The sequence below is a fragment of the Providencia heimbachae ATCC 35613 genome, from assembly GCF_001655055.1.
GTDB lineage: Bacteria > Pseudomonadota > Gammaproteobacteria > Enterobacterales > Enterobacteriaceae > Providencia > Providencia heimbachae.
Genome location: NZ_LXEW01000048.1, coordinates 199,434 through 213,763, shown reverse-complemented (window position 1 = coordinate 213,763; position 14,330 = coordinate 199,434). Strand labels below are relative to the sequence as shown.

The window sequence follows — 14,330 nt, the reverse complement described above, 5'->3', positions numbered from 1 at the left end:
ATTGAGATGGTCGTATTTAGTAGTAAATGCAACTTATTATTATTAAAAGATTATTTAGTCTTGCCTCAATAATCATTCATCGCTAAATTAGCCTTAACTTTATTTGTAATAATGCGACTATTATGACTCTCACTATTATTGTGTTCCTGTTGGTTTATATCGCAATGGGATTTGGTAAGCTGCCTGGTTTTAAAGTAGATAGAACCGGTGCTGCTGTTATTGGCGCTTTAGCAATGATGGCAATCGGAAGTATTACACCGCCTCATGCTTGGAATGCTATTGATTATCGAACAATCGGTATGCTATTTGGCTTAATGGTCGTTTCTGCATCTTTTGTTGTATCTGGCTTCTATAGTTGGACTGCTAACCGTGTAGCGATGCTAAAAGTCAGTGCTCCAACGTTACTTGCTGTATTAATTGCTGTTGGTGGGATACTCTCCGCCTTGCTCACCAATGATGTTGTCGTTGTCGCAATGACACCTTTATTAGTTTCGATTACTTTATCTCGTGGTCTTAACCCTATTCCTTTTTTACTCGGCTTCTGTTTTGCCGCAAATAATGGCGCTGCTGGCTCATTAATAGGTAGCCCACAAAATATGATTGCAGCACAGGGATTAGATATTTCATTTGTCGGTTTACTTCAAGCATCAGCTATCCCAGCATTATTATCTTTACCGCTCACATGGCTAGTCTTAGTTTGGTTATATCGAAACCGATGGTATTTAACCAAAGATAATCCTCAATCGCCCCCTACATCTTCACCTCAAGAAAATTTAAATGTTTGGGAGACAGCTAAGGCAGGTATTATTACTTTCGCTGTTATTATCGCTTTTGTAGCAAGTGATATCCCAAGAGAGTTAATTGCGCTAACCGCCGCCGGATTTTTATTACTTAATCGTTCTATCGCCTCAAGTGATATGCTAAAACTTGTCGATGGTAATCTTTTATTATTAATAATGGGATTATTTGTCGTTAATGCCGCCTTTGCCTCAACCGGTTTACCCCAACAATTATTAAATGACTTACGTAACCATGGAGTGGATTTAAATAATCCCATTATTCTCTTTTTAGTAACGGGTGTACTAAGCACTATTGTTGGCAATAATCCATCAGTGATGTTGCTCGTGCCATTTTTAACCCCCGATGGGAATGCGGATTCACTTGGCGCAGCTTTAGTACTCGGTTCGGGCTTCTCAAGTAATTTATTTGTCTTTGGCAGTCTTGCGGGCATTATTGTTGTTGAGCAATCTGCCGCATATGGCGTAAAAATTTCATTTTCTGAATTTGCGAAATCGGGCGGCATAGTTGCAGCTATTTGTATGTTACTTGCTACCGCTTGGATTTTAATTGCACTTTAATTTGACAACAGTTAATTTTTATTAAATTTATCAATCTGCTGCCAAGATTACAGATTGATAAACTTATGACTCAGATTTTTAAGGAAGAATAGCAAATGAACGGACAGGAAAACCGCTAGCATTATTAGGCTTAGCCATAATATTAAAAATAACAGCACCGCGAGTTGGAAGTTTGTCTAAATTTGCCATTAGCTCAACTTGGTATGTATCCTGTTCAAGTACATAATATTCCGCTAATAACGCATTATTTTGACGAAAATCTTTGGCGGAATCCGTATCAAATGTTTCATGGCCAATCGCTTTAACGCCTCTTTCCTCAAATAAAAACTTCAAGGCATCAATTCCCCAACCTGGTATTTGGTTATTACCTTCAGCATCTTTGTTATCCATTTTAGATTGAGATGGCCAGCGTTTACTCCAATCAGTTCGTAATGCCACAAATGTTTCTGGCTCGATTTGTCCGTATTTTTTCTCAAATTCAATTACATCATCGCGAGAAAAAGAAAAATTCGGATCTTGTTTAGCCCTTTCCGACTGGTCAATAACGATAAGTGGCAATACCAACTCTTTCAACGTGATCTCATGTAAATAGCGTTTGCCCTCGACAAAATGGCATGGCGCATCAATGTGTGTGCCGTATTGTCCTGGAAAGGTAAATTGCTGGGCAAAGAAACCTTCTGGGTAACCAAATAATGTTTTAAATTCCGCAGACTCAAACATGAAAAAGTGAGGTGAGTTTTTATCAAATATATGTGTTAAATCAACCCACGTTTTCGATTTTAATACATTGAGTGCATTAATCAGTTCATTCGCCATTTCTTTCCCCTGTCAGGTTAATTTTATTAAAATCGTAAGCTATCCAGCTTTATTTTTATTAAGTCACTTCATCTATTAAATAACTAAAAAACTTTGTTTTGTCTATCTATTCAATACGAATATTTTTCATATTAAATACCTTAAAGATCAAAGAATAAATAACAGAAATATAAAAACAAAAAGCCACTAAACAGTAATTATTTAGTGGCTAAAGCACAACTTTAAATTAAATAAAATTAGACTAGGACTTTATCTAGGATACTGCTTCCAACTATCGGGCTCGATGAACCCATCATAAATTCGCTGTGAACGTACATAATCTGCATACTCTTTTGACTCAAAGGCTTCTTTTAAATCTTTCGCCCATTGCGCATCCTGATCTTTTTGCATGACAGTAACGATAACACGGTGTTCCAGTGGTGAATTCTCTACCACCAATCCATCCGCAATTCGCTGCCCCGCACTGGCAACATAATTACCGTTAACAACGACAAAATCGACGTCATCTAATAATCGCAATCCTTGTGCTGCATCGGTTTCGCGTATATCAAGATTATATTTTCCTGATTCGATATCATTCACACTAAAACTTAAGGTGCTCACATTAGGTTTAATTTGAATCCAACCTAATTTTTCTAAAATACGTGCGCCACGCTCTGCATTTACAGGATCATTTGATAAAGCGACTATCATGCCATCCTGTATTTCATCGACTGATTGATGTTTATTAGAGCGTAAACTTTGTGGAGCACTTGGTGAATCCGTTAGTGCGACCATATTAATATTGTTTTTCTTGTTATAGGCATCCATGTAAGCACGACTTTGATTGACTGATGCATCAATTGAACTTTCTTCAAATGCTGGGTTTATTTGCCTATTTTGAGAAAACTGACGTAAATTAACGGTGTAACCTTTCTTTTCTAAAATAGGCACAATGCCTTTGTCAACTTGGTCAATATAATTGCCAACCCCGAAGCCAATCGTAATTTGTTTTTTATTTGGATTGTCTTTTTCAGTGTTATCACCACAAGCAGTAAGCGAGATAATCGCGGTGGCAATCAGAGATATATTTATTAATTTTTGTTTTAACATTTGTAACAGCCCTGTGAAAATATTTAAGGCAGTATAATCATTTTTTGTCCGCGCCACTTAGATCGTATCGTTATATCTTAATACAAAAGTAATATATAAAAGGATTTTAATTCCATTTAGTTATATGCATATAACAAATCATTCGTTCGATTACTGATGTGTATGAGATGTAATGAAGGGGATAAAAAAACGTTTAAAAAAAGTGAGTTACTTTATGACTATTCTCAATGATGATTTAATTAATTTTCTGACTAATTTAACACCGGATTCTGATTTGGCGAAAATACGCCAAGAACGTGAAGTGGCAACTGAAAATACACAAGCGGCTTTTGACACTATTTTTTCTACGTCCTCAACCGTATTACCAATAAATATTCAATATTACTTTGCCCTAGAAGTTGCAAAACTAACAGGCAGTGAAAACTTAGCAAATTATTATCTTCAACTATTGCAGGCACAAAAACCGATTGAATTCACAGTCGATTTAAAACTAGCTAAGGAATATCTGCAAATATTAACCCTTGAGCCAAAAGCGACAAATTATTCGCTCATTAAAAATCTGACACAGCACGGCTGGCAATCAGCAAATATTGTATTGCTTGCCCAATTAATTACCTTTGTAACCTACCAAGCTAGGTTAATTGAAGGATTACTTTTGTTACTTGCTCAGAATAATGATGAAAGTTCCTCTAAAAAAGTTACTGCGGGTGAATGGAATCATCAATTATTAACCCAGCAAGGTAAGCCTTCACCAACTGAATTTACGCAAGATAATTTAGGCTGGGAGGCTTGGTTACCCGCAAGAGACGCCAGTACTCTCAGTGATAATGAAGCGCAAGTAATGAAAAAATTCGGTCAACTAAATTCTGAATATTTTTTATTACTCGCTCATCACAGCAAAATATTAGAAATTCGCACATTGATAGACCGAGGTGTGTTTTATACTTCGGGTGGATTACCGCGCTGGGAACGTGAATTTGCTGCCGCTGTGGTCAGTAAAGTCAATGGATGTATTTACTGTGCCTCGGTACATGCCCGCAAAGCAAGCCAATACGAAAAAACACGTAAATTTGATGTTGATGCATTATTAGCAACTCAAACAGGATCTGTCCTCGCTGAAAATTTCGATGATAGATTATTGGCCCTTACCGACCTTGTCGCCTCGCTTTCGACAACGCCCATTCAAGCATCGACTCAACAAGTAAGCACGCTACGAGAGCTCGGCTTATCTGAATTAGAACTTGTTGACCTTATTCAATCAGCCGCCTTTTTCTCGTGGGCAAATCGCTTAATGCTGTCCCTCGGAGAGCCTTTCAAACTCATTGAAGATAAGGAGTAATCTCATAATGGGCATCAATGGCTTACCTGCTTTGGAAGCACAAATACAACAAGATCTTCAATACTTAAATTTACCAATAACATCATGGTCACTGTCAAACAATAACCTCGAAAATAACCAATTAGATGTCGCGATTATTGGCGCGGGGATGTCAGGTATTACCGCCGCATTTGCACTGAAATTACGCGGTATAAATGCAGTGGTATTTGACCAAGCCATTGCGGGTAAAGAAGGTCCATGGCAAAAACCGGCGCTAATGGAAACATTACGTTCGCCAAAACAAGTTGTCGGGCCTGCACTTGCGTCCCCGTCACTCACATTTCAGGCTTGGTTCAAAGCGCAATTTGGGCACATTGCATGGGAGCAGTTGGACAAAATCCCTCGTTTACAGTGGGGAGAATACCTACAATGGTTCAAATTGATGACAAATCCACAGGTATTCAACCAATATCAATTGGTTGATGTACAGCTTACCCCTAGTGGCAGTGAATTATTTTTCGAAACGCCAGATGGCGGCAAACGCTATATTGCCCAACATGTCATTTTAGCAACAGGTATGGAATCTTTTAGTGAACCCAATATTCCAAGTTTTATGGATCATATCCCTAAAGCGTATTGGGAACATTCATATGCAGGGAGTGATTATCAACGTTTTGCTGGGCTCGATATTGGCGTAGTGGGTTACAGTGCTGGTGCGATGGATAGCTCGGCAACTGCACTTGAATATGGCGCCAACTCGGTAGAAATCCTGATCCGTGCAAGTGATATGCCGCGAGTTAATCGCGGGAAAGTCGCAGGAAGTGCCGGATTTTCGAATGCTTATGCCTATTTTACAGATGCACAAAAATGGCATTATACCGACTATGTTGCAAAGGCTAAAACGCCTGCGCCTCATGGCAGTACTTTACGTGTCTCACGCCATAAAAATGCTTATTTTAATTTTAACTCTCCTGTTAAACAGGTTGAATTAAAGGGTAAAAAACTTCATGTCACCACCAACAATGATCAATTTATCCTCGATTACTTAATTTTGGCGACTGGGTATCGTATTAACTGGTTTAAACAAACGGCATTTAATCAATTAGCCCCTTTGATTAAAACGTGGAGAGACGTTTATACACCACCTAAAAATGAAGAAAATAGCGAATTAGCCTCTCACCCCTATCTCGGCTCACACTTTGAATTACAAGCTAAAGCTGAATACGATTTACCTCAATTAAGCACATTTTATTGCTTCAATTTGAGTGCGTCTTTAAGTATGGGGCCCGTTATTGGATTGATCCCAGGAACTAATACAGGTGCAGAACGACTTGCCGACCATATTGCGGCACAACTCTATCTCATGCATCAATCGCATCACCTTGAATTAGTGAAAACAAGTACTGAAGCTGAACTTTTAGGCGATGAGTGGCAAGCCGCTCCTTCACCAGCAAATCGTGTGCAACTAACCGATAATGTGGAGTAAATAATGATCACATTTCAAAATGTCCAAAAAGTATATGAAAAAAATGGGCAATCCTTAGTTGCGTTGCAAGATATTAATTTGCATATAAATAAAGGGGATATCTTTGGTTTTATTGGCTACAGCGGCGCGGGAAAAAGCACCCTTATTCGTTTGGTCAATCAATTAGAAAAACCAACCGGTGGCGCAGTGATTATCAATGAGCAAAATATTGCTGATCATAGCCCAGCCGAAATTCGCAATCATAAGAAAAGCATTGGTATGATTTTCCAACATTTTAATTTATTGGAAACCAAAACTGTGGCTCAAAATATTGCTATGCCACTGGTACTAATTGGAATCGATAAACAAGAAATTAATCGTCGAGTTGATAGCATTCTTGAATATGTCGAATTAAGCGATAAAAAAAATCAATATCCAGGCCAACTATCTGGTGGGCAAAAGCAACGAGTAGGTATTGCTCGTGCATTAATTAATAACCCACAAATCTTACTTTGTGATGAAGCCACATCAGCACTTGACCCGCAAACAACGCAATCCATATTATTATTATTACAAAAAATTAGTCGTGAGCAGGATATTACTATTTTAGTCGTGACTCATGAAATGGAAGTCATTGAACAAGTTTGTAATCGTGTCGCCGTTATGGAATCAGGGCGTATTGTTGAGGAGGGAACTTTATTAGACATCTTTGCTAAGCCGCAACATTTAACGACACAAAAATTTGTTAGTACTGTATTAAATGAAGAGATCCCTGAGCGCGTACTTCATAATTTGGAACATCGACAAGATGTATATCGGTTAGAATTTTTAGGGAAGTCTGCTCACGAGCCTGTAGTAAATGAATTGATGCTACAAAATAAAATCAAAATTAATATCTTATTTGCCAATATGAAAGAAATAAGCGGCATTGTCCTTGGTAGCATGTTTGTACAAATAATTGGTAATAAAACTGATATCGATGATGCAATTCAATTTTTACGTCATCGTGGTGTAGCTGTTAATAAGGGGGCGCTATGACAAAGCTTTTTGATACTGCGTTAACGAGTAAACAATTTTTATTAGCAATGTCAGAAACCTTTACGATGGTTAGCATTGCCTTAGTATTAGGCTCATTGTTTGGTATTTTGCTTGGTATTTTACTTGTTGTAACAAGACCTGATGGTATTTGGGAAAATAAATGTATTTATCGTATTGTTAATCCAATTATTAATATTATACGTTCGTTACCTTTTATTATTTTATTAGTCGCCATGATCCCTCTCACTCGCTTTATGGTTGGGACATCAATAGGAACAACTGCAGCAATAGTACCTCTAGTTATTTTTATTGCCCCCTATACCGCTCGGTTAGTTGAAAACTCATTACTAAGTGTTCATTCAGGTATTATTGAAGCCGCTGATGCAATGGGCGCGACAAATTGGCAAATTGTCTGGCATTTTATTTTACCTGAAGCGAAGTCATCGCTAATTTTAAGCCTCACGGCGGCCAGTATTACGTTAGTCGGTGCAACGGCGATGGCGGGTGCAGTTGGTGGTGGCGGAGTGGGTGATTTAGCGCTTAATTATGGTTATCAACGATTTGATAATGTGGCTATGGCAATTACGGTTGTTACATTAGTGATCATTGTACAAGGCATGCAATTTATTGGTGATTACTTAGCTAAAAAAGCACGTTTTCATTAATTATGGGTAAGGCCGATGCCATTATTTCTTCGGCCTTATTTTTCTATTCAACACTAACTCCCCCTCCTTTTATACGCACTCTGATCATCATGGCTTAATACTATTTATCCAGCTGATTTTATAGCTATATTTCATCATAGAGCACCTAGAGATACTCAATTAAACTAAATAGCGAGCTAAAACGCGTGAATCGATTAATCTAATTAGAATTTATAGCCTATTTACTATTTTAATGATTAAAATGCGATAAAACATCAATTTATTTTAAGTAATTTATATTATAATCAGGATGATATGCTTTTTAATGTTTATTATTGGCATTCAAGCCAAAATATCAGTCAACCGCATATTTTTACCTCTTTTAGCTATTTATGGTTACTTGTCCTCTTCGCGCGCTTTACGATGCATCGCCAGCGTTTTATTCACTTACAGATTAAACTGATTATGCCGACTATTGAACAACTCATTCTACTTACATCAATACTGATATTACTGGGTATTTTTTCCAGTAAACTGTCCGCTCGTCTCGGCTTACCCATGCTGGTTATGTTCCTTTTTATTGGCATGTTAGCAGGGGAAGATGGCATAGGAAAAATTACTTTTGATAATGTCAATGTCTCCTATGCCGTGGGTTCGCTTGCACTCGCTTTAATTCTATTTGATGGTGGTCTACAAACATCGGTAAAATCAATTCGTTTAGTTTGGAAACCCGCTTTTACGCTCGCAACTTTAGGTGTGCTTGTCACGGCCGGTGTCACTGGGGTAGCTGCAGCCTATATTCTTGGTATACCTTTACTTGAAGGGTTATTACTCGGCGCTATCGTTGGTTCAACTGACGCCGCCGCCGTGTTCTCTTTATTACGTAATGCAGGCATCTATTTGAATGAGCGTCTGCAATCAACGCTAGAAATAGAAAGTGCTACCAATGACCCTATGGCTATTTTTCTAACTGTTGGCTTATTGCAGTTATTGATGAATCCACAAGCATCTGGTAGTGAATTAGTACTATTATTTTTCAGTCAGATGGGAATTGGTACTGTTGTTGGCCTCAGCGTAGGCTGGATCTCAGTAAAAATAATCAATAAAATTAAGCTATTAGCAACGGGACTTTACCCTGTGCTCGTGGCAGCATGTGGATTACTTTCTTTTGGGCTTGCCAGTAATCTAGACGGTAGTGGGTTCTTATCAATTTTTGTTACCGGTGTTGTTATTGGTAACCATCGCTTTGTTTTTCAACGTAATACCTTCTTATTCCACGATGGCTTAGCGTGGCTTAGTCAAATAATTATGTTCGTAATGTTAGGGTTGTTGGTTAATCCGAGTTCACTTATTGAGGTATGGCTGGAAGGGTTAATTATTGCATTAGTGCTTACTTTTATCGCAAGGCCATTAGCAGTGATACCTGTACTCAAGTTGTTTGGTTTTCCTAAACCTGAAATAGCCCTAATTTCATGGGTGGGACTACGCGGTTCTGTACCCATTATTTTGGCTATTTTTCCCTTTATTTATGGATTACCCGGCGCTAATCTTATTTTTGATGTGGTCTTTTTCGTCGTATTAATCTCTGCAACCTTACAAGGATCTACATTACCTTATGTCGCCCGTAAACTTAATCTGATGCAACAACCGCCCCTTATTCCCGCTGCAACTTTAGATATCACCGCCGTTGATCAAATAGATGCCGACCTCGTGGAATATACATTAGGTGATGACTGTTCTGCTGTCGGACGCCGTTTATCACAACTCGCATTACCCGACCAAACCGTTATTGCTATGATAACTCGAGGCAAAAGTGTTCTACCCCCGAGAGGATCTACCCTGTTTTATGCTGATGACCATTTATTTGTTGTCCTCAAACCTGAAAATCGTATTTTCCTTGAACGCCTTTTCTCCGAAAAAAATGCGCCTGAACTCGAGCCTATTGAGCTACCAGACTCAGGATTAAGCCTTAAGGGTACAACACGCTTGAATGAGATATATTCATCTTATGGCATCCAGATTGATAATGGCGATGATAGAACGCTTAACCAATTTATTTATGCTACGGAAAATGAACCATCTCAAAATTTTGTTATAAAATTAGCCGACTTACAGTTACGGATTGGCGAGATGATAGGAACTCGGATTGTAACCGTAATATTAGAACCAACGAAGGAGCTCGAAAGTTAATCACGCATTAATTTATCTGAGGTTATTTATTATTTCTATTTAATCCAATATTACTGAGCTATTACTCTACATCAGTATATATAAAATAAAAGCCCTTAAAGGGCTTTTATTTTTATAGGTACGCATTCAAAGAGAAAAAATAATATATCAAGCATGCCTACTAAATTAATTAGAGTCAATATAGTAGCTTCCATGTTCATAATTGAAACATTTAAGGAATATAAACTTAATTAAGTTTCATTATGAAACAAATGTATTTGATAAATTATTAAACTAAAGAATAGATTGAGTCATCAAACCCTTTAGATTCTCTGCCCTCTACTGCGTGAATATCATCTTGCAGTATTTCACTGAAAAACTCACCCATGTTAACGTCTAATATTTTTAAAACACGCACTAAGCAATCTATATCGATGCGATTTACACCGCGTTCATAACGAAATAGTTGTTGCTCACTGATATCAATCTCTTTAGCTAACTGAAAAACAGTATAGCCTTGAGCTTTTCTTAGTGATTTAATTTTTTGTCCAACTGCACAAGCGACAGGATATTTTGTATTCATAAATATTCTCGCTTCAATTTATATTATTGAATTAAAAACCAGCTAACTTCACTGTGTTTTTTCTATTGTTATCTTTATATGGGTATGACTATTGATAATGATGCTAACGATTCAGCATATATCTCGAGGGGAATGATATACTAGCCATCTAATTAGTTTCAACTAGTCTAAATATGACATTGCAACTATGTAACAATTTATTACTAGGATTACATAAGGGTCACAACCTGAAATTAATATAGTATATTCAACTAGTTAAGATGTTAATCAATAGATGAGTAACGTTGCTTTATGTTAGCCCTTCGCTCCTTACAATGAAATTATTCACTGAAAATTAGCCTTTTAACCGATAATTAATCTAAAAATAAAGGAAATAAACAGAATAATTTAACACTGTAACAAATTTGATGATTGAAAATCAACATATTCATTTTATGAATAAATACCGTATGATAATTGATTAATTTCTGTAAAAAACAGTAAAATTTATCAATCTTACATATATAATCATAATTCCATATCAAATATCAATAACATAGATTGATAAAGTTTTAGTTACAATTCAAATTAAGACATTAAATTTTTAAAATAGCGTACTGCTTTTACTTAAAACCTTATCCAACATAACAAAACCTTAACGTTAAGAAAGTTAAACGTTCACTTTACTTGATGAATATCACAAAATTATGAAAAAATAATAATTACTGATAAGTTAATTATTATTTTGTTATTTTATCTTCAAAAGATGCCACCCAAACTTAAGCACTGCCATGTCGAGACATCAAAGCATAATAATCCATTAAATTCTTAGTGTTACCTCTTTATGATACCAAATTGAATAAAAGTTCAGTTTTATCGCCAACAATAACAATTGCCAAATTTTAGCTAAAAATATAATAAAAAATGTAGCACAATAATCGCTCACAAACCTACGATATGAATTATTCTCAATCACAAAAATTTAGTTTAGTCCGACTAGCGACAATGCTAATTGATGGTCTTTCATTAAATTAAGTATTTACACTTATTTTGATTTGAGTTTCTTCTACTCACTAGTCATGTTGAAGCGTTATGCTTCATATCTATAATCGCCCAATCAAATAAACATTAAAAATATTAATCTATTAACTCGTAAGATGTGTTATTTCAAGGAGTATTGTCTTAATAGTGATGATTATTATGCTTGATAATCAAGAGAATTAACGATTAATGTCTTTCACTCAAAAAAGTAATTTAAATTTTAGAATAGAAGGATAGGCGCATTTTAATCATGGAGGGATTAAGTCAAACCTGCAACTATCTTAGCAAAGTCATTGCTTTGTTATAGATCAGGTTGGTGACTAGAGTGATGTTTTTGAGATTTTTTTAGATGGTGGGCCGTGCGGGATTCGAACCTGCGACCAATTGATTAAAAGTCAACTGCTCTACCAACTGAGCTAACGGCCCTTCTGGGGACTGCTGAATTTTGAATATTTTAGATGGTGGGCCGTGCGGGATTCGAACCTGCGACCAATTGATTAAAAGTCAACTGCTCTACCAACTGAGCTAACGGCCCATCTAATTCAAAATTTTATTAATGCGAGCAACTAATGAAGTGGTGGGCGATAGCGGGCTCGAACCACTGACCCCCTCCTTGTAAGGGAGGTGCTCTACCAACTGAGCTAATCGCCCACTTCATGAGGCATATCACATTGTGAATAAATAATTGGTGGGCGATAGCGGGCTCGAACCACTGACCCCCTCCTTGTAAGGGAGGTGCTCTACCAACTGAGCTAATCGCCCAATTATTTACTCTTATCGTCGACAGTGGTGGGCGATAGCGGGCTCGAACCACTGACCCCCTCCTTGTAAGGGAGGTGCTCTACCAACTGAGCTAATCGCCCTGTCGTCGATGGAGGTGCATTATAGGGATACTGAGTTCTGAGTCAACGGTTTTTGAATAGATTTATTCTGTTCGTTGCAAAAATAAGCAAGATGTTTCAATAATCGCCAACAAAGCTTCCTATTTAATCAATTATCTACAAGCACTCGCCATTTTTCATTATAAAAAAAGTAAATAATATTTTGCTTTTTCTTTATTGACTGTTTTTTATACTTCTTGTCATTTTATTACCCAGTATCACCATAACCTGATTGAGGAATCATGGTAGGGTGATAGAATAGAAGCACTTTTTAGTCATATTCTTGAAGTATGATGAGTATATACCCGAAATGATCCCAGCTGCGTGAGGCATTGCCCATGTAACTAAATAAAGGGTATAAACGCGCAATAAACAACATTTCGCAATTTAAGGCAATCTCGATGAGTAAAATCAAAACCCGTTTTGCACCTAGTCCAACTGGTTATCTGCATGTTGGTGGTGCACGTACCGCACTCTACTCCTGGTTATTTAGTCGCCACAATCAAGGCGAATTCGTCCTGCGTATTGAAGATACCGACTTAGAACGTTCAACTCAGGAAGCTATCGATGCCATTATGGACGGTATGAACTGGTTGAACCTAAATTGGGATGAAGGTCCTTATTACCAAACTAAACGCTTTGACCGCTACAATGCAGTCATTGACCAAATGTTAGAAGCCGGCACCGCTTATCGCTGTTTCTGCTCTAAGGAGCGCCTAGAAGCGTTACGTGAGCAGCAAATGGCAAATAACGAGAAACCTCGCTATGACGGTTGCTGCCGTGACCATGCGCACAGCCATACTCCTAATGAGCCACATGTCGTACGCTTTCGTAACCCACAAGATGGTTCTGTTATTTTTAATGATACCATCCGTGGACCAATCGAATTTAGCAACCAAGAATTAGACGATTTAATTATTCGTCGTACAGATGGTTCGCCAACTTACAACTTCTGCGTAGTTATAGATGACTGGGATATGGAAATCACTCACGTTATTCGTGGTGAAGATCATATTAATAATACACCTCGTCAAATTAATATATTAAAAGCACTTGGTGCACCTGTTCCTGAATATGCACACGTATCAATGATTTTAGGCGATGATGGTAAAAAATTATCTAAACGTCATGGTGCTGTTAGTGTGATGCAATATCGTGATGATGGTTATCTTCCACACGCATTGCTGAATTACTTGGTCAGATTGGGCTGGTCACATGGTGACCAAGAAATCTTCACTATCGACGAAATGAAAGAATACTTCAGCCTTGATGCAATCAGTAAATCGGCAAGTGCCTTTAACACTGAAAAACTACAGTGGTTAAACCATCATTATATCAATAGCTTGCCAGCTGAAGAAGTTGCTGTACACCTTGCATGGCATATTGAACAACAAAATATTGATACGCGTAATGGCCCACAATTAGTTGAACTCATTAAGCTTCTTGGTGAGCGCTGTAAAACATTGAAAGAAATGGCGGAATCTTGTCATTATTTTTACCAAGATTTTGAAGAGTTTGATGCTGATGCAGCGAAAAAACACCTTCGTCCAGTCGCTCGCCAGCCTTTAGAGGTCGTCAAAGAAAAATTAGCGGCGATTACTGATTGGACCGCTGAAAATGTGCACCAAGCGATTGAAGCAACTGCGGCTGAGTTAGAAGTCGGCATGGGTAAAGTGGGTATGCCACTGCGTGTAGCGGTAACAGGTGCAGGTCAGTCTCCCGGCTTGGATGTCACTGTCCATGCAATTGGCCAATCCCGCTCTATTACGCGTATTGATAAAGCATTAGCCTTTATTGCTGATCGCGAAGCATCTGCACAATAGTAAACGATCATTACTGCCCTCTGCATTGATGGGGGCAGTTTTTCTTGTACTCCCCCTCGCCTATTTTAATTTCTGTTAATTTAATGACTGATTGATTGCAAAATGTTCTATATTTCAGCAATT

General features: G+C 37.6%; 10 protein-coding genes and 5 tRNA genes. 7 read left to right on the top strand and 8 right to left on the bottom strand.

What is annotated here, in order from left to right; genetic code table 11:
• The first annotated feature begins 122 nt into the window (after positions 1 to 122).
• The gene (locus M998_RS17805) at positions 123 to 1,358 is read left to right on the top strand and encodes an ArsB/NhaD family transporter (RefSeq protein ID WP_068910113.1); all 1,236 of its coding nucleotides are present in this window, start codon (positions 123 to 125) and stop codon (positions 1,356 to 1,358) included.
• Between the two features lie 78 nt (positions 1,359 to 1,436).
• Here M998_RS17805 and M998_RS17800 read toward each other — a convergent pair whose 3' ends face one another.
• Both M998_RS17800 and M998_RS17795 read right to left on the bottom strand, forming a co-directional pair.
• A complete protein-coding gene (locus M998_RS17800; protein WP_068445165.1) occupies positions 1,437 to 2,174 on the bottom strand; it encodes a cyclase family protein in 738 nt (245 codons plus the stop codon).
• 249 nt (positions 2,175 to 2,423) lie between these two features.
• Entirely contained in the window at positions 2,424 to 3,266 is an 843-nt protein-coding gene (locus M998_RS17795) for a MetQ/NlpA family ABC transporter substrate-binding protein (RefSeq protein ID WP_068445166.1), read from the bottom strand.
• A 214-nt stretch (positions 3,267 to 3,480) separates the two neighbouring features.
• On the opposite strand from M998_RS17795, the gene M998_RS17790 reads away from it, so the two are divergent.
• The 5 genes from M998_RS17790 (at position 3,481) to M998_RS17770 (ending at position 9,921) form a co-directional block, all read left to right on the top strand.
• Positions 3,481 to 4,605, top strand: a complete 1,125-nt coding sequence (locus M998_RS17790) for a peroxidase-related enzyme (RefSeq protein WP_068910187.1) — start codon at positions 3,481 to 3,483, stop codon at positions 4,603 to 4,605.
• A 7-nt stretch (positions 4,606 to 4,612) separates the two neighbouring features.
• Positions 4,613 to 6,070: an FAD/NAD(P)-binding protein gene (locus M998_RS17785; protein WP_068910111.1), complete on the top strand. Its 1,458-nt coding sequence runs from the start codon at positions 4,613 to 4,615 to the stop codon at positions 6,068 to 6,070.
• Positions 6,071 to 6,073: 3 nt separating this feature from the next.
• Complete coding sequence (locus M998_RS17780; RefSeq protein WP_068910109.1) at positions 6,074 to 7,087, top strand: methionine ABC transporter ATP-binding protein; 1,014 nt, start codon at positions 6,074 to 6,076, stop codon at positions 7,085 to 7,087.
• Positions 7,084 to 7,752 (top strand): methionine ABC transporter permease, encoded by a 669-nt coding sequence (locus M998_RS17775; protein ID WP_068445172.1) that lies wholly within the window; start codon positions 7,084 to 7,086, stop codon positions 7,750 to 7,752. The genes M998_RS17780 and M998_RS17775 overlap by 4 nt, the downstream gene beginning before the upstream one ends.
• 294 nt (positions 7,753 to 8,046) lie before the next feature.
• On the top strand, positions 8,047 to 9,921 hold the full coding sequence (locus M998_RS17770; protein ID WP_232007547.1) for a potassium/proton antiporter: 1,875 nt from the start codon (positions 8,047 to 8,049) through the stop codon (positions 9,919 to 9,921).
• A 268-nt stretch (positions 9,922 to 10,189) separates the two neighbouring features.
• Here the strand turns inward: M998_RS17770 and M998_RS17765 are convergent, their stop codons facing one another.
• From M998_RS17765 to M998_RS17740, 6 genes are all read right to left on the bottom strand, one after another.
• Positions 10,190 to 10,483, bottom strand: a complete 294-nt coding sequence (locus M998_RS17765; protein ID WP_068445173.1) for a helix-turn-helix domain-containing protein — start codon at positions 10,481 to 10,483, stop codon at positions 10,190 to 10,192.
• Positions 10,484 to 11,853: 1,370 nt separating this feature from the next.
• Positions 11,854 to 11,929: transfer RNA gene (locus M998_RS17760), tRNA-Lys, on the bottom strand.
• Positions 11,930 to 11,962: 33 nt separating this feature from the next.
• Positions 11,963 to 12,038, bottom strand: a tRNA-Lys gene (locus tag M998_RS17755).
• 40 nt (positions 12,039 to 12,078) lie between these two features.
• Positions 12,079 to 12,154 (bottom strand) — tRNA-Val (locus tag M998_RS17750).
• A gap of 35 nt (positions 12,155 to 12,189) precedes the next feature.
• Positions 12,190 to 12,265 (bottom strand) — tRNA-Val (locus tag M998_RS17745).
• Between the two features lie 25 nt (positions 12,266 to 12,290).
• A tRNA-Val gene (locus M998_RS17740) sits at positions 12,291 to 12,366 on the bottom strand.
• A gap of 419 nt (positions 12,367 to 12,785) precedes the next feature.
• Here M998_RS17740 and gltX point away from each other — a divergent pair.
• On the top strand, positions 12,786 to 14,207 hold the full coding sequence (gene gltX, locus M998_RS17735; RefSeq protein ID WP_068910107.1) for a glutamate--tRNA ligase: 1,422 nt from the start codon (positions 12,786 to 12,788) through the stop codon (positions 14,205 to 14,207).
• Positions 14,208 to 14,330 lie beyond the last annotated feature (123 nt).

Bases quoted from the DNA above. Each gene is read 5' to 3' on its own strand.
- M998_RS17765 (WP_068445173.1), bottom strand. From the start codon at position 10,483: ATGAATACAAAATATCCTGTCGCTTGTGCAGTTGGACAAAAAATTAAA.
- M998_RS17805 (WP_068910113.1), top strand. From the start codon at position 123: ATGACTCTCACTATTATTGTGTTCCTGTTGGTTTATATCGCAATGGGA.
- gltX (WP_068910107.1), top strand. From the start codon at position 12,786: ATGAGTAAAATCAAAACCCGTTTTGCACCTAGTCCAACTGGTTATCTG.
- M998_RS17800 (WP_068445165.1), bottom strand. From the start codon at position 2,174: ATGGCGAATGAACTGATTAATGCACTCAATGTATTAAAATCGAAAACG.
- M998_RS17775 (WP_068445172.1), top strand. From the start codon at position 7,084: ATGACAAAGCTTTTTGATACTGCGTTAACGAGTAAACAATTTTTATTA.
- M998_RS17780 (WP_068910109.1), top strand. From the start codon at position 6,074: ATGATCACATTTCAAAATGTCCAAAAAGTATATGAAAAAAATGGGCAA.
- M998_RS17790 (WP_068910187.1), top strand. From the start codon at position 3,481: ATGACTATTCTCAATGATGATTTAATTAATTTTCTGACTAATTTAACA.
- M998_RS17785 (WP_068910111.1), top strand. From the start codon at position 4,613: ATGGGCATCAATGGCTTACCTGCTTTGGAAGCACAAATACAACAAGAT.
- M998_RS17770 (WP_232007547.1), top strand. From the start codon at position 8,047: ATGCTTTTTAATGTTTATTATTGGCATTCAAGCCAAAATATCAGTCAA.
- M998_RS17795 (WP_068445166.1), bottom strand. From the start codon at position 3,266: ATGTTAAAACAAAAATTAATAAATATATCTCTGATTGCCACCGCGATT.